The following is a 14363-nucleotide window of genomic DNA, read 5'->3' on the forward strand; positions in this document are numbered from 1 at the left end:
CGACGGTCTCATAGGGGCGGAACGTGCAAGGATATACCGCGCATCTGCACAGGCATGCTTCGAGACTTGTCGCCAGGGAATCCTTGGAAGCCTGCGACGCCATCGGCGGCCATCTCTGGCCTGCAGCCTTAAACGTGCCTTCGATCTACAGTTGCACCTCTTTGGCCGTCGAATGCGAAAACCCGTCGCCGGGGCCGCTTCACATCAGCCCCGGCAGATCCGCCGCCAGCGCATCGATCGCGACACGCATCTTCGGCGGCAAATGCGGCGTCTGCAACCAGAGAGCGTGCACGTCGTAGGGCAATCGTCCTTCCTCCGGCAGCAGCTCGACCAGCTCCCCGGCTTTGAGCCGCTCTAGCACCAGCCATGACGGCAACCAGGCGAGGCCCATGCCGAGCATCGCCGCATCGGCGATCGCCTCGAGATCGTCGAGCCGCAGCCGGTGCCGCGGCATAACCTCCACCGGCGGTCCCTCCTCGCGCGGGAACAGCCAGGGTCGCACGCGGCCGGAGCGGCGATAGATCACGGCGTCATGATCGGCGAGATCGCCCAGAAGCGCGGGGCTCCCGTGAGCTGCGAGATAGGATGGTGCGGCGCAAACGATCATGCGCTGGCGGGCGACGCGGCGCGTCACCAGGTTTGCGGCATCGTGCAGTTCACCGGTGCGGATGGCGAGGTCATGCCCACCCTCTGTGAGGTCGATGAAACCGTCGCCGAAGGCGAGATCGAGCTCCAGCTGCGGGTAACGGCACGCCAGATCAAGCAGGATCGGCATGACACAGCACCGGCCGAACAGTGCCGGCAGCGCCACCCGGAGCTTGCCGCGAGGTTCGCCCAACTGGTCGGCGGCGAGCGCATCGGCCGCCGCAGCCTCGGCGAGAATGGTTCGGCAGCGTTCGTAATAGGCCTGGCCGAACTCGGTCAGGCTTTGCCGCCGCGTCGTGCGGTTGAGCAGCCGAACGCCAAGGCGCTCTTCCAGAAAGCGGACATGCTTTCCGACCATTGGAGCCGACAGGCCGAGCGTCGCCGCCGCTGCGGCAAAAGAGCCGAGATCGACCGCCCTGACGAACACGGCCATGCTGGTAAGGCGATCCATCATTCAGAACTGCTGATTTTGATTATCGATCGGGGAGCGATGTTTATCGTGGGACGGCGCGCTGTCATAGCTCATTCATTCGCTCTATTTTGGAGTCATGAGCATGGCCGGCACGGTCCGCTTTCACCGCCATGGCGGTCCAGAGGTCCTCACCATCGAGGACATCGATGTACCGCCGCCGGGCCCCGGTGAAATCAGGATCCGGACCAAGGCACTCGGCCTCAACCGAGCGGAGGCCCTGTTCCGCTCCGGGAGCTATATCGAGCAGGCGCGTTTCCCCTCCGGTATCGGCCTCGAAGCCGCCGGCCTGATCGATCGCGTCGGCGCAGGCGTCGAAGGCTTCTCGCCTGGCGATGCCGTCAGCCTGGTGCCGCCGCGCTCGATGGTGAGCTGGCCGATGCACGGCGAGATCGTCATCGCCCCGGCCGAACTGGCCGTGAAGCACCCGCCGATGCTCGGCTGGGACGCGGCCGCGGCGAGCTGGATGCAGTATCTGACCGCCTATGGTGCGCTGATCGACCTCGCCCGTATCAAGCACGGCGAGTATGTGGTGATAACCGCAGCATCCAGCAGCGTGGGGCTCGCCGCGATCCAGGTCGCCAATCGCCTCGCTGCAATCCCAATCGCAGTGACGCGGACCGCGCGGAAGGCTGCGGCGCTACGGGAGGCCGGCGCCGCCCATGTCGTTGCTTCGTCCGAGGAGGATATCGAAGCCCGACTGAACGATATCGCTGGCGATGGTGGGATCCGGGTCGTCTTCGACGCAGTCGGTGGCCCTGCCTTCATGCCGCTTACCGCTGCGATGACCCGAGGTGGCATCCTCATCAACTATGGCGGCCAGAGTTCCGAAGCGACGCCCTTCCCATTCTTCAACGTGCTGAGCAAAGGGCTGACGCTGCGCGGCTATCTCGTTCACGAGGTCACCGGCGATCCCGCGCGGCTCGCCGCTGCCAAGACCTTCGTCCTGGAAGGGCTGAGCGACGGCTCGCTGAAGCCGATCATCGCCCGGACCTTTCCGTTCCACGAAATCGCCGAGGCGCACCGCTACCTTGAATCGAACGAGCAGTTCGGCAAGGTCGTGGTGACGCTTTGAGGGCGCGGCAAATCTACGACGCCTTCTCCGCAAGGCCTGACACTCGGTTCGGCCGTCGAAAACCGAGCTTGTTTTCGGCATCGCTGCTCCCTCCAACGCTCTTGCCTCTCAGCAGGCTGCCGGTGAGCTCTTTTCTTCTGTCGGGGGCAGTGATGAGAGAAACGCCGGGTTGGGTAAGGGGTGGTGTTCTCAGCCGCGCCGGTGGATTTCTTGTCGACTACCTTCTGGTGATGCTGCTCACGCAGGCGCTGGCGGCATTCCTGTACGGCCCTACCGGTGGACTGGTGCAGGACAGCAGTGCGTTCCTTAGAGAGTGCAGGCCTGCGACGAGGCGTCCGGCGGCGCTGAGCGTGCCTCCGGGTTTCGAGCCAACCAGCGAGGCGGTCTGCTCGTTCAATTTCCTGAGCTGGCCGGTGGCACGGTCTCATGTTCTCGTTCGGCAGCAGCCAGGCTCCGTCATCAAGCACAATATCGCTCACTCGATCGACGCTCGCGGTGATATCGTTGTCGCGTTGGATCTGGCCGTTCTGCATTGGCCGCTGCTCGCCTTGATGCGCTGGGCGATCGAACGAAAGGGCGGGCGCTCGCCGGGGCGTCGATTGGCGACGTTGTCGGTCGTCGGGCGGCCCGACGAGCGCCATGGGCCGCTGCAAAAGCCCGCTCCGTGGGGCTCCAGGCGGGCATGATCCATGGCTTGCCTGCCGCCGCGCAGGCGGCGGTGATGCGGGCGATGTCGGCGCGGTCGTCGTCGGTAAAGCGATAGCCGCCGCGGCCGCATGTCAGCGAGAGGTCCGAGGGGCTGACGAAAACGCCATCGACAGTCGGCGAGGCCTCGAACGCCAAGCTGGAACCGATCGCCAAGCTCGACAGCAAGAAGGTCACCGGGCTGATGACGGCGGCCGGCCGCTTGAGACGGCGCAGTTCCTTGGCAATGCCGTGCTGTTCGAGGCGAGGATCGAGGCGGTGGGCGTCTCCTGCGCGCTCGGCCGGCTCGCCGCTGAGACGGGCGGTCGCAGCGGCCGCTGCACGATCAGGCTCCGGCCGGAGCAATTCCGGCTCTCGCCGGACGGGCCTGGCCTGAAGGTCGTCATCGAGGATATCGCCTTTCGGGGCGGGCAATGCGCGGCGGCCTTGCGGGCGCACGATGACGGCGCCGAAAGCCGGTTCACCGCGCATGTGTCGAGCATCGACCCTCCCGCGATCGGAAGCACGGTCTTCGTCTCGGTCAATGGCGCAGCGCTTCTGTTAACCGAGGCCGCATGAGCGTCGGCCTTCGGGCCAGATCCAACGCCTGCTTCCGGGGCTTCCGGGCAGTTGCACGATGCTTCAGCGACGTGCCGCGCGCGAACGCGCCGGCACGCAGCGCTGTTCTCAGAAGCGCCAGATCAGCGGCACGATGAAGACGGCGACGACGAAGAACCAGAGCAGGAGCGGCAGCCCGAGCTTCCAGTAATCGCTGAAGACATAGCCGCCCGGTCCCATCACCATCAGGTTCGTCGGCGTCGCGATCGGTGTCAGGAAGGCACCGGCGGCGGCGACGGCCGTGCTCATCAGCACGGGGCGCGGCGAGATGCCCATGGCCGTCGCGGCCGCGACGCCGATCGGGATGATGATCAGCGCCGTCGCCGTGTTGCTAATGAGCTGGCCGAGCACGGCCGTCAGCACGAACAGGCCTGCGAGCAGCGCCGTCGGCCCGGCATCGCCGACCAGGGCGACGAGCCGATCGGCCAGCATCTTGGCCGCGCCGGTCTCGATCATCGCGGTCGAGAGCGGCATCATCGCGCCGACCAGGATGACGGTGGTCCAGCTGATCGCGCGATAGGACTGCTCGACGTTCATGATGCCGCAGAGGATGATGGCGCCGGCCGCGAGCAGGCCTGCCACGGCGGAGGGGACGACGCCGGTCGCCAGCATCAGCACCATCGCGAACAGGATGATGATGGCCTGCTTGGCGCCGGGGCCCATCGGCACGGCCTGACGCCGCACCAGCTCCGGCGAGCTGACGACGAGGACGTCGGGGTCGTCGAGATGGGTGTCGAGCGCCTTCCAGGTGCCTTGCAACAGCATGGTGTCGCCGGCCTGCAGCACGACGCCGGCCGATTTGGCCTCGCCGGAGCCTTGCGCGTCGTTGGCGCCGCGCTGGACGGCGAGCACGATCAGGTCCCCGCTTTCGGTGACCATGCCCGGGAACACGGTCTGGCCGATCAGGCCGGAGCGCGGCGGGATCACCACCTCGGCGAGGCCGGAGCGGCGATTGAACAAGGTCTCCTCGCTGTCGCCGGCCCCTTCCTCACGGAAGGCGAGATGCATCTGCGCCGCGAAATGGGCCGCGGCCTCGGCATCGCCGCGCAGGAGGAGATGGTCGCCCTCGGCGATGGTCGTGCGGCGCAGCGGCCCGGCGGTGTCGCCGTCCTGGATCGCGACGAGCTGGAGCCCGGACCACGAGCCGAGATCGACCTCGCTGGTGGGCTGCCCGATATAGGTGCAGGTCGCGCGGACGCGCAGCTGGTGGATGCCGCTGGCGAGGCCATATTGCTCGACCAGCGTCTTGGCGTGGCGGCTGAAATCCGCCGGCATGGTCGCGCCATTGCGCTGCGGCAGCAGCTTCTCGCCGAACAGGATGATGATCGCCATTGTGCCGGCGAGCAGCGGGATGCCGGCCAGCGCGAATTCGAAGAAGCCGAAGCCGCCGACGCCGGCATCGAGCCCGGCCTCGGAGACCAGCACGTTCACCGGCGTTCCGGTCAGCGCCAGCATCGAGCCGGCATGGCCGGCGAAGACGAGCGGCATCAGCAATTGCGAGGAGTTGCGCTTGAGCCGGACCGCGATGACGACGACGACCGGCAGCAAGGCCGCGACCGCGCCGTTGAGGCTGATCAGCGCGACGAGCAGGGCGACCAGCCCCATCATCAGGAGCAGCAGGCGCGTGCGGCTTTCCTCGCCCGCGCCCCTGATCAGGAGTTGGCCCGCCCAGGCGGTGACGCCGGTGACCTCCAGCCCGGAGCTGACGACGAAGAGCGAGGCGATGAAGATGACAGCGGGGTCGCCCAGGCCAGCGAGGGCCTGAGGCAAGGTGAGGACGCCGGTCGCCCAGAGGCCCAGCGCCGTGCCCATCGCGACGAGCACGACGGGCACCTTGTTCGTGATGAACAGGACGACGGCAATGGCGATGATGAGGCCGGTATAGGCGATCGGGCTCAAGCGGCGGCTCCTTGTGGGTCCTGTTCGATCGCAGGCCCTGTTGGGGTCTCAGTCTTCCATCGTCGCCATGAGGATGCCGAGGCGGCAACCCTTCTCATATTCGTCGAGATTCACATATTCCTTGATGGTGTGGATCTCGGCCTGGCCGGCGCCGATGGTGATGGTCGGCACGCCATGCTTGTCGAGCCAGTTGGCATCGAGCCCGCCATTCGAGAACAGGTAGTTCGGCTCGATGCCGAGCAGGCCGAGCGCCTTGGTGGCGCGCTTCACCACAGGCGAATCCTTGGCGAGCTCGAAGGGCGGATAGGCCGGCTTGTGGCTGAATTTCACCTGCGCGGTCTCGCCGGCATCGTCCTTGACCTCGGCTTGCGCTTTGGCGAAGGCGGCCTTGAAAGCCTCGGCGATCTTCGTGGCGAAGGCGGCCTCGGGGCTGCGCGCCTCGCCGCGGATATAGGCGTAGTCTGTGACGACATTGGTCGCGTCGCCGGCGGCGGTCGTACCGCCCTTGCCGCCGAAGATGCCGACATTGCTGGTGCCTCGTCCGTCGGGCTTGACGATCTTGCCGAACCAGCCTTCGCGGCGGGCTTCGGTGATCGCGATCGAGCCGACCAGCGTCGCCGAGATGCCCTTTTCCGGCGCGACGCCGGCATGGGAGGCCTTGCCGGTGATCTCGACCTCCCAGTTCTCCTGGCCGACCGCGCCGATGAGCAGTTCGGAGGCGAGCTGGCCATCGACATTGATGCACATCGCCGCGCCGCCGAGATCCTTGGGGTTGAGCTCGCGCGCGCCGTGCAGGCCGCTTTCCTCGCGCACGGTGAAGAGAAGCGTGATCGGCGGGTGGGGCAATTTGTTCTTGATCAGCGTCTCGGCCAGCACGACCAGCAGGGCGACGCCGGTGCGGGCATCGCCGCCGAGCGCCGTGGTGCCGTCCGAGACGATGCGGTTGCCCTTGCGCTCCGGCTTGGCGCCGGCGCAGAGCGGCACGGTATCGAGATGGGTCGAGAACAGCAGGCGCGGCCCGGCCTTGGTGCCGGGCAGGTCGACGATCAGGTTGCCGGTCTCGGTCGGCAGCGGGATGCGCTTGTTGGCATCGTCGAAGCGGATGGCGGAGGCGGGAACGCCGACCGCCTTCAGCGCGTCGCTGACGGCCGCGCCGATATTGGCTTCCTTGCCGGTGACGCCTTCGACCGAAAGGAAGCGCATGAGATGCGCGATGGCAGCTTCGACGTCGAGGGGAATGGACGGTGTCGTCATGATCTGCATCCGGGCGGTTTGAATGGGCGACGGAATGGGTGGCGTGGGAGGTCAGAGGCCCCAGGGCAGGCCGAGCATCTTCCAGACGGCGAAGAGCGCGGTCCACAGCACGAACATCCAGACGACATAGGGCAGCATCAGCGACACCACCGTGCCGACGCCGGCATTGCGGTCGTATCTCTGGATGAAGCCGACCACGAGGGCGAAATAGGCGTTGAGCGGGGTGATCGCGTTCATCGGGGAATCGCCGATGCGATAGGCCGCGAGCACGGCCTCCGGCTCGACGCCGAGCTTCATCAGCAGCGGCACGAAGACGGGGGCGAAGATCGCCCATTTCGCGATCGCGCCGGTCAGCAGCAGGTCGATCAGCGCGACCACGACGATGAAGCCGAGCAGCAGCGGCAGGGCGCCGATATTGGCGGCCTGCAGCGCGCCCGAGAGGCTGAGCGCCATCACGGTGCCGATATTGGTATAGGTGAAATAGGCGACGAACTGGCTGAGCACGAAGAACAGGAAGATCGTGCCGCCCATGCTCTTGATCGATTTCTCGATCGCCGCGATGACCTCCGCCAACGTCTTCAGCGTGCCGGCGCCGATGCCATAGGCCCAGCCCGTGACCAGGAACAAGAGCATGATCAGGGCGATCAGCCCGTTCATGAAGGGCGAGTTGCCGATCAGCTCGCCGGTCGTCGGGTTGCGCAGCGGCGCGCCGGCAGGGATCGTCAGCAGGCAGAACACGGCCACCAGCGCGAGCAGGCCGAACCCCGCGAAGCGCAGGCCGCGCGACTCCGCCTCGGACAGCACCGCGCCCTGCTCGGTGACGGTGCCTTCGGCCGCCAGCTTCGGATCATAGGCGCCCAGGCGCGGCGAGATCATCTTGTCGGTGATGAAGGCGATGATGACCGTCAGGAACAGCACCGAGGCGATCGAGAACCAGAGGTTGGACGCGAGGCCGATCGTGCGGTTGGGATCGACGAGGCGCGCGGCATCGTTGGTGAACTCGACCAGCACCGCATCGAGCGGCTTGATCAGCATGTTGACCGTGAAGGCGCTGGCGACCGCCGCGAAACCCAGGGCCAGCCCGGCGACGGGATGGCGCCCCACGGCGAGATAGGCGATGCCGGCCAGCGGGATCAGGACGAGGTAGCCGGCATCGGCCGCGATGCTGGCGATGATGCCGACGAAGGACAGGATATAGGTCAGCGCCCAGCGCGGCGAGATGATCACGAGCTTGCGGATCAGCGCGGTGACGAGCCCGGATTCCTCCGCGACACCGGCGCCGATCATGGCGACGATCATGAGGCCGACCGCCGTGAAGCTCATGAAGTTCGGGATCAGCGACGAATACATGAAGCGGATGCCGTCGATCGTGAGCAGGCTGCGGATCGCCGTGCTCGCGGTCTCGATCTTGTGCGTATCGGGGTTGATCCGCTCGAAGGTGACGGCAGCGCCGAACAGGCCCAGCACGGCCGAGAGGGCAATGACGATCCCGATCAGGATCAGGAAGATGATGACGGGGTGGGGCACCATGTTGCCCACCTTCTCGACCGTGTCGAGAAACCGTTGCATGACCGTTTTCGGTGCGGCTGCAGTCGCCATCGCGCATCCCCCTCAAGCCAGAGTCTTCGCTATTCAGGCGCGCGACCTGTGCCGGCCTTCGGCTTCACATGGGCGCAGACAGAATCCCGAATTCTGGTGCGATCATTAAGTGCCTCTCGGGAAAGGACATCGGCAGGGAATCCCAGAGGCTGAGCATCGCGTCCCAAAATTTGAAACTCGCGCGGGCGTTGGCACGGCCCGCCAGGACTCCAGTACATCGTCACCGCATCGCCGCCTGCTCGGGCCGCGGCTGGATCACGAGGATTTCACCAGGCCCGAGAAGCCCGCGACGGCGAGCAGACTCAAGGCCCAGCCGACGACCGACTGGAAGTAGAAATAGTTGATCGCGAGCCGCCCGCCGGGCTTCGTCGGGTTCGGGCGCCAGAAGCTGCGCTGTCCCATGTCGAGGACGGGAAGGAGCGTGTCGAGCGAATAGGCCCAAGGCTTGAAGGCGGGAAAGCTCGAAGCCTCCCAGCGTTCGCGGAAGCAGGCGAGCTGGGTCTGTCCCGGTGTCGCCAGCCCTTGCGACACTCCACTGGCGAGCAGCGGCCTCTGTTCGTCCTGCGGGAGGCCGCACAGGGTCCATTCCGGCGCGCGCAGCACGACGGCGCTGTTCGGCATCACCGCGCCCTGGCGCTCGGCATAGGTGAAGACCGCGGTCCCCGTCAGCCAGAAGAAGGCCAGCCAGAGGAGGGCGAAAAGCGGCCTGCGACCATAGCCGAGGGTGATGCCGAGAATGCCGTCGGACACGAACAGGAGCGCCCGCCAGATCGGATTCCCGGCGCGAGCCCGGCGCGCCCTGCGCTGCAGGCGCTCCTTGATGGCGAGCACCGAGGCGGCATCCTCGCCATAGCCCATCTCGCGGAAGACGGTGGCAAGCTGCTCATAGGGCTGCGGCCAGAAATCCTCGCCCCAGCGCGCGGGCGTCTGGCGCGACAGCCAGTCGAGGCGGCTGTCGGCGTCGACCGGCGCATCGATGAAGGCACCGTAGCGACAGCGGTTGAGCATGAGGTCGCCGGGCTTCGGCCAGCAGGCCGCCTCGTCGTGGATGGTGCCGATCGAGGCTCCGGTCAGCGCCAGCGTGCCGTCGAGGCGGGCCTCGCGACGCAGGAAGAACGCGCCGCGGACGGCCATCCGGCTGGCCTCGATGGCGATCTTGCCGGGGTTGTCGACGATCGTACCGGAGCAATCGAGGTCGCCGGAGATGTCTGATGCGGTGAGCTTCGCTTCTCCGGTGATGCGGGCGCTGCGCAGGACCACGCTGCCATGGCAGGCCATCTCGCCGGCATCGAGCGCCATGCTCTCGAACGCGACGACGGTCGCGCCGGCGATATCGAGATCGGCCGCGAGCACGGCGCCCGACAGGCTGAGGCCGCCACGAAGCGCCGCGCCGCGCAGGAGGACGTTGCGAACCTCCAGGCTCCGCCCCAGCACGGCGTAGTCCCCGCGGCTGCGGATCGTGGCGCCGTCGCATTGGAGGTTTCCGCCGAGGCGCGCCTGATCGAGATTGACGGTCCCTTCGAGCTCCGCTCCACGCAGATAGATCCCGCCGCGAGCCTCCAGCCGCTCGGCCTGGAGGCCGGGAAGGCGCGAGCCGTCCAGAAACAGCCGGTTGATGATGGCCGCGCGCAGGATCGGCGTGGCCTCGAAATGGCAATCGTTGAGGCCGATATCGCGGAACACGCGGCAGGCTTCAAGGTCGAGCACATCCGTGATCCAGGCGCCGCGAACGAGCACGCCTTTCTCATGGGGCCGGCAGCCGGCCTCGCCGCCCAGGATCAGGAACCGCAGGAAGCCGGCGCGGACCTCCCGATCCGGAGTCCGTTCGGCCGGCAGCGCACCGTCGCCGAGCTTGTCGAAATTGCCGGAACGCAGCTTGGCGACGATCTCCTCCTCCGCCGGGAGCAGAGGCCGGAAGTCATCGAGCCGGGCGGTCGAGGCGGCCCAGGCGGAGGCCTCCGATCCAAGGCTCCAGTCGAAGGTCATGTCGCCGCCGCTCCTGTTGCCGCCGCCTTCGAGAAGAGCGCCGTGCCCCAAGTCATCGGGCCACGCTAGCAACACCGGAGGGAATGCGGATTGGCTCAGAATCCCGGCATTGGGCTGGCTATCTCATTTGTTCGCGTGCCGGTTTTCCAGCGGGGACGCGACGGGACGGGGCAGGCGGCGAGCAGGCGCGCCGAAACCGTCAGTGTGCCAGCTTCTGCAGGACTTCCGCGTGCAAGGCCGGGCTGCCGCTCGCCACAACGCAGCGATGGCCGGAATGGATCGTCAGTTCGCGGCCCTGCCAGTCGGTGATCGCGCCGCCGGCATTGCGCACGATCGGGGTCAGCGCGCAGTAGTCGAACGGGTCGAGCCCGCCATCGATGCTGATGTCGAGTGCCCCGTCCGAAACCCGGCCATAGGCGTGGCAGCCGCCGCCATAGACGCACCATTTCGTGTCACCGCGCAGCCGCTCGAAGGCGGCACGCTCGCCGGCATTGAAAGGCTCTGGATTGCCGTTGCCGAGAATGGCCTCGGCCAGTGATGCGCCCTTACGGGTCTGCACCGCCTCGCCATTGCGCCGTGTCGGCAGCCCGTCGCCGCCGATCCAGCGCTCTGCGGTGACAGGGTTGTCGATGACGCCCAGGATCGGCGTGCCCTTATAGGCCAGCGCGATCAGCGTGCCGAAGGTCGGAATGCCCGTGATGAAAGCCTTGGTGCCGTCGATCGGGTCGATGATCCAGACGAAATCGCGGTCGAGGCCGATGGATTCGTATTCCTCGCCGAGAATGCCGTGATCGGGATGGATGGCCGCGAGCTCGCGGCGCAGGCGATCCTCGACGCGGCGGTCGATCTCGGTGACCGGGCTGCGATCGGCCTTGGTGTCGAAGCTCCGCCCTTTGGCGATGGCCTCGCGGATGATCGTGCCGCTGAGATCGGCGAGCCGCTCGGCGAAGCCGGCGAAGGCATGGATGTCAGGCTTGGACATGGGTATCTCCGGCGGTCACCGCCGTCGTGGCGAGCGGGCGCTGGTGTCTGGCGAGCCGGTATTCGAGGGCCCGCAGGGCTGCGGTCAGGATGGCGGCGATGACGAGGTAGATCGCGGCCGCGGTGACGAAGAGCTCATAGGGCGCGAAGGTGCGCGCCACGATCGTGTTCGCCGTGCCCGTGAGCTCCATGAGCGTGATGGTGCTCGCCAGCGACGTCGCCTTGAGCATGCTGACGATCTCGTTGGCATAGGCCGGCAGGGCGAGCCGGAAGGCGCGCGGCAGGATGATGACGCGATAGGCCATCGGGCTGGACATGCCGCAGGCATGGGCCGCCTCGATCTCGCCGGCCGGCACGGCCTGGATCGCGCCGCGCAGGATGTTCGCCGTGTAGGCCGCGGTGTGGAGCGCGAAGGTCAGGACGGCGCAGAACCACGGCTCCCGGATGAAGGGCCAGAGCGCGCTCTCGCGGATGAAATCGAACTGCGACAGGCCGTAATAGACCAGGAAGATCTGGACCAGGAGCGGCGTGCCCCGGAAGAACGAGATGTAGAAGGCGATCACCGCGCGCGCCGGGGCAGGCGCCTCCAGCCTGGCGATCGCCATCGGCACGGCCAGCGCCAGCCCGAACACGAGAGCGGCCGTCAGGAGCTGCAGGCTGACCCAGGTGCCCTCGATCAGGGCGGGCAGGCTCTCGATCATCAGGGCCGGGTTCATCGCGCCAGCTCCCGTTCGCCGCGGCTGGCACGGCGTTCCAGTTTCGCGACGATGAGCCCGTTGCTGGTGGTCAGCGCGTAGAAGATGATCGCCGCGATCAGATAGAAGCGGAAGGGCTCGCCGGTGACCGCGGTCGCCATGCCGCTGACCCGCATGATCTCCTCCAGCCCGACGACCGAGACGAGCGAGGTGTCCTTGATCAGCGAGATCCAATTATTGCCGAGTCCCGGCAGGGCGAAGCGCCAGATCTGCGGCAGGCGCACCGTCGTGAAGGCGTCCCACCAGGAGAAGCCGAAGGCCTCCGCCGCCTCGATCTGGCCTTTCGGAATGGCGAGGAAGGCGCCGCGCAGCACCTCCGCCGCATAGCCTCCGAAGACGAGGCTGAGCGCAAAGACACCGGCGGCGAAGGCGGGGATCTCGACGAAGCCCGCTGCCATCCCGATCGACTTGGCGAGCCCAGTCAGCGTGACCGAGCCGCCGAAATAGATGATCAGGATGATCAGCAGCTCCGGCGTGCCGCGCATGATCAGCGTGAACAGGAAGCCGAGCTGCCGGACCAGCCACCAGCGCGAGAGCTGGGCGAGCGCACCGAGGATGCCCCAGACGAGCCCGAGCGCCAGCGCGGCGAAGGCGACCTCCAGGGTCACCAGCGTACCGTGCAGGAGCTGGCCGCCCCAGCCCATCAGGACATCCATCGTCACGACCTCCGCCGCTCTCGGGTCCGCTGCCTCGTCGCGCGCTCAGGGCAGGACGCTGAACGACCAGTAGCGATCGTTGATCGCCTTGAAGGAGCCGTCCTTGAACGAGGCGTTCAGCGCTGCGTCGATCTGGTCACGGAGCGCGCTGTCCTCCTTGCGGAGCGCCACGCCGACGCCGGGGCCGAACAGGGCGATGTTGTTGATCTCGGGGCCGACGAAATGGAATCTCTCGCCGCGCGGCTTCTGCAGGAAATCGCCGTCGAGCTTGATCGGCCCGGCGAAAGCGAGGTCGATCCGGCCCGATTGCAGGTCGAGCAGCAGGTTGTCGACCGTGTCGTATTGCGCGAGCTTCACGCCCGGGAATTCCTTGGTCATGAACTGCTCGTAGGTCGAGGAGCGCTGCAGCCCGACCGTCTTGCCGGCCAGCGCCTTCGGGTCCGGCTTGCCGTCGGCCCCGATCGGCTGGACGTTGAGCGTCTTGGCGCCGACGAAGCGGGCCGTGGAGGAGCGATAGGGCACGCTGAAGTCGATCGATTTCTTGCGCTCGTCGGTGATCGACATGCTCGCCACGATCAGGTCGAACTTGCCGGCGAGCAGCGCCGGGATCATGCCGTCCCATTGCTGGCAGACGAAGACGAGATTGACGTTCAGGCGCTTGCCGATCTCGCGGGCGACGTCGATGTCGAAGCCCTGCAATTCGCCCTTGGCATCACGGAAGTTGAAGGGCGGGTAGGTGCATTCGCTGCCGACCTTGACGTCCTTTGCCGCGGCGCCCGCGGTCAAGGCGCCAAGCAATCCGGCGGCGACGAGAATTGGCTTCAGCATGTCGTTCTCCCCTTTTATTTGACGGCTCGGTTCACAGGACGCGTTGGAGGAAGGCCCGGCAGCGCTCGGAGCGCGGATCGCCGAGGACCTGCTCGGGCGGGCCACGCTCCTCAACGACGCCCCGGTGCAGGAACAGGACCTCGCTGGAGATCTCGCGGGCGAAGCCCATCTCGTGGGTCACGATGATCATGGTGCGCCCTTCGGTGGCGAGCGTGCGCATCACCGCGAGCACCTCGCCGACCAGTTCGGGATCGAGCGCCGAGGTCGGCTCGTCGAAAAGCAGCAGGGCCGGCTCCATCGCCAGCGCTCGGGCGATGCCGACGCGCTGCTGCTGTCCGCCGGAGATATGGGCGGGATAGGCATTGCGCTTCTCGATCAGACCGACCTTTTCGAGATAGGCCTCGGCGCGCTCCGTCGCCTCCTTGCGGCTGAGGCCGAGCACCTTGATCGGCGCCACCGCGACGTTCTCCAGCACGGTGAGGTGGGTCCAGAGATTGAAGCTCTGGAAGACCATGCCGATGCGGCTGCGCATCCGGTTGATCTGCTTGCGGTCGAGCTGGCCCCGGCCGGCTCCCTGCTGCGCCAGCCGGACCGTCTCGCCCTCGAAGCGGATGGTGCCGGCATCGGGCAATTCGAGGAAGTTGATGCAGCGCAGGAAGGTGCTCTTGCCCGAGCCGCTGGCGCCGATCATCGTCACGACATCATGGCTGCGGGCCGTCAGGTCCAGCCCCTTGAGGACGGCGAGGTCCCCGAAGCTCTTCCGGATGCCCTCGACTTCCAGGACGGTGCTGCGCTCGACGTTCATGAGGACTCCGCTGCTGACGGCAGAATGTGAGGCGGATCATGGCCCCCCAAGGTCCAATTCGGAGCTTTCGCTAGGGTCCAGTTCCGGCCGTCGCCCAAAAGGGTGGCAG

The 14363-nt window shown here is 66.9% G+C and carries 13 protein-coding genes; 3 read left to right on the forward strand and 10 right to left on the reverse strand.

Annotated elements, in window-relative coordinates; all coding sequences use genetic code 11:
- Nucleotides 1-199: 199 nt before the first annotated feature.
- A complete protein-coding gene (locus tag AC3WMA_RS21850; RefSeq protein WP_492287452.1) occupies nt 200-1096 on the reverse strand; it encodes a LysR family transcriptional regulator in 897 nt (298 codons plus the stop codon).
- A gap of 103 nt (nt 1097-1199) precedes the next feature.
- Here AC3WMA_RS21850 and AC3WMA_RS21855 point away from each other — a divergent pair, with 103 nt between their 5' ends.
- From AC3WMA_RS21855 to AC3WMA_RS21865, 3 genes are all read left to right on the forward strand, one after another.
- Nucleotides 1200-2189, forward strand: a complete 990-nt coding sequence (locus tag AC3WMA_RS21855) for a zinc-dependent alcohol dehydrogenase family protein (protein WP_492287428.1) — start codon at nt 1200-1202, stop codon at nt 2187-2189.
- 122 nt (nt 2190-2311) lie between these two features.
- Nucleotides 2312-2875 carry a hypothetical protein gene (locus tag AC3WMA_RS21860; protein WP_492287429.1) on the forward strand — a complete coding sequence of 188 codons (564 nt, stop codon included), beginning with the start codon at nt 2312-2314 and terminating at the stop codon, nt 2873-2875.
- Nucleotides 2829-3452 carry a TOBE domain-containing protein gene (locus AC3WMA_RS21865; RefSeq protein ID WP_492287430.1) on the forward strand — a complete coding sequence of 208 codons (624 nt, stop codon included), beginning with the start codon at nt 2829-2831 and terminating at the stop codon, nt 3450-3452. Before AC3WMA_RS21860 ends, AC3WMA_RS21865 begins: the two co-directional genes overlap by 47 nt.
- Before the next feature lie 108 nt (nt 3453-3560).
- Here the strand turns inward: AC3WMA_RS21865 and AC3WMA_RS21870 are convergent, their stop codons facing one another.
- From AC3WMA_RS21870 to AC3WMA_RS21910, 9 genes are all read right to left on the reverse strand, one after another.
- A complete protein-coding gene (locus AC3WMA_RS21870; RefSeq protein ID WP_492287431.1) occupies nt 3561-5390 on the reverse strand; it encodes an SLC13 family permease in 1830 nt (609 codons plus the stop codon).
- 48 nt (nt 5391-5438) lie between these two features.
- Nucleotides 5439-6644, reverse strand: coding sequence for a M20/M25/M40 family metallo-hydrolase (locus tag AC3WMA_RS21875; RefSeq protein ID WP_492287432.1), 1206 nt, complete (start codon nt 6642-6644; stop codon nt 5439-5441).
- A 51-nt stretch (nt 6645-6695) separates the two neighbouring features.
- Entirely contained in the window at nt 6696-8243 is a 1548-nt protein-coding gene (locus AC3WMA_RS21880) for an AbgT family transporter (protein WP_492287433.1), read from the reverse strand.
- A gap of 255 nt (nt 8244-8498) precedes the next feature.
- Nucleotides 8499-10229 carry a hypothetical protein gene (locus tag AC3WMA_RS21885; protein ID WP_492287434.1) on the reverse strand — a complete coding sequence of 577 codons (1731 nt, stop codon included), beginning with the start codon at nt 10227-10229 and terminating at the stop codon, nt 8499-8501.
- A 199-nt stretch (nt 10230-10428) separates the two neighbouring features.
- Nucleotides 10429-11211 carry an inositol monophosphatase family protein gene (locus AC3WMA_RS21890; protein ID WP_492287435.1) on the reverse strand — a complete coding sequence of 261 codons (783 nt, stop codon included), beginning with the start codon at nt 11209-11211 and terminating at the stop codon, nt 10429-10431.
- Nucleotides 11198-11926, reverse strand: a complete 729-nt coding sequence (locus tag AC3WMA_RS21895) for an ABC transporter permease (RefSeq protein WP_492287436.1) — start codon at nt 11924-11926, stop codon at nt 11198-11200. Before AC3WMA_RS21895 ends, AC3WMA_RS21890 begins: the two co-directional genes overlap by 14 nt.
- Nucleotides 11923-12621 (reverse strand): ABC transporter permease, encoded by a 699-nt coding sequence (locus AC3WMA_RS21900; protein ID WP_492287453.1) that lies wholly within the window; start codon nt 12619-12621, stop codon nt 11923-11925. Before AC3WMA_RS21900 ends, AC3WMA_RS21895 begins: the two co-directional genes overlap by 4 nt.
- A 45-nt stretch (nt 12622-12666) precedes the next feature.
- Nucleotides 12667-13449 (reverse strand): transporter substrate-binding domain-containing protein, encoded by a 783-nt coding sequence (locus AC3WMA_RS21905; protein WP_492287437.1) that lies wholly within the window; start codon nt 13447-13449, stop codon nt 12667-12669.
- 31 nt (nt 13450-13480) lie between these two features.
- The gene (locus tag AC3WMA_RS21910) at nt 13481-14254 is read right to left on the reverse strand and encodes an ABC transporter ATP-binding protein (protein WP_492287438.1); all 774 of its coding nucleotides are present in this window, start codon (nt 14252-14254) and stop codon (nt 13481-13483) included.
- Between the last annotated feature and the right edge of the window lie 109 nt (nt 14255-14363).

This window comes from Allobosea sp. FW305-C-101, from assembly GCF_058783685.1.

Coding starts and splice junctions, on each gene's coding strand:
- AC3WMA_RS21850 (WP_492287452.1), bottom strand. CDS start 1,096: ATGGATCGCCTTACCAGCATGGCCGTGTTCGTCAGGGCGGTCGATCTC.
- AC3WMA_RS21855 (WP_492287428.1), top strand. CDS start 1,200: ATGGCCGGCACGGTCCGCTTTCACCGCCATGGCGGTCCAGAGGTCCTC.
- AC3WMA_RS21865 (WP_492287430.1), top strand. CDS start 2,829: ATGGGCCGCTGCAAAAGCCCGCTCCGTGGGGCTCCAGGCGGGCATGAT.
- AC3WMA_RS21875 (WP_492287432.1), bottom strand. CDS start 6,644: ATGACGACACCGTCCATTCCCCTCGACGTCGAAGCTGCCATCGCGCAT.
- AC3WMA_RS21880 (WP_492287433.1), bottom strand. CDS start 8,243: ATGGCGACTGCAGCCGCACCGAAAACGGTCATGCAACGGTTTCTCGAC.
- AC3WMA_RS21885 (WP_492287434.1), bottom strand. CDS start 10,229: ATGACCTTCGACTGGAGCCTTGGATCGGAGGCCTCCGCCTGGGCCGCC.
- AC3WMA_RS21890 (WP_492287435.1), bottom strand. CDS start 11,211: ATGTCCAAGCCTGACATCCATGCCTTCGCCGGCTTCGCCGAGCGGCTC.
- AC3WMA_RS21895 (WP_492287436.1), bottom strand. CDS start 11,926: ATGAACCCGGCCCTGATGATCGAGAGCCTGCCCGCCCTGATCGAGGGC.
- AC3WMA_RS21900 (WP_492287453.1), bottom strand. CDS start 12,621: ATGGATGTCCTGATGGGCTGGGGCGGCCAGCTCCTGCACGGTACGCTG.
- AC3WMA_RS21905 (WP_492287437.1), bottom strand. CDS start 13,449: ATGCTGAAGCCAATTCTCGTCGCCGCCGGATTGCTTGGCGCCTTGACC.
- AC3WMA_RS21910 (WP_492287438.1), bottom strand. CDS start 14,254: ATGAACGTCGAGCGCAGCACCGTCCTGGAAGTCGAGGGCATCCGGAAG.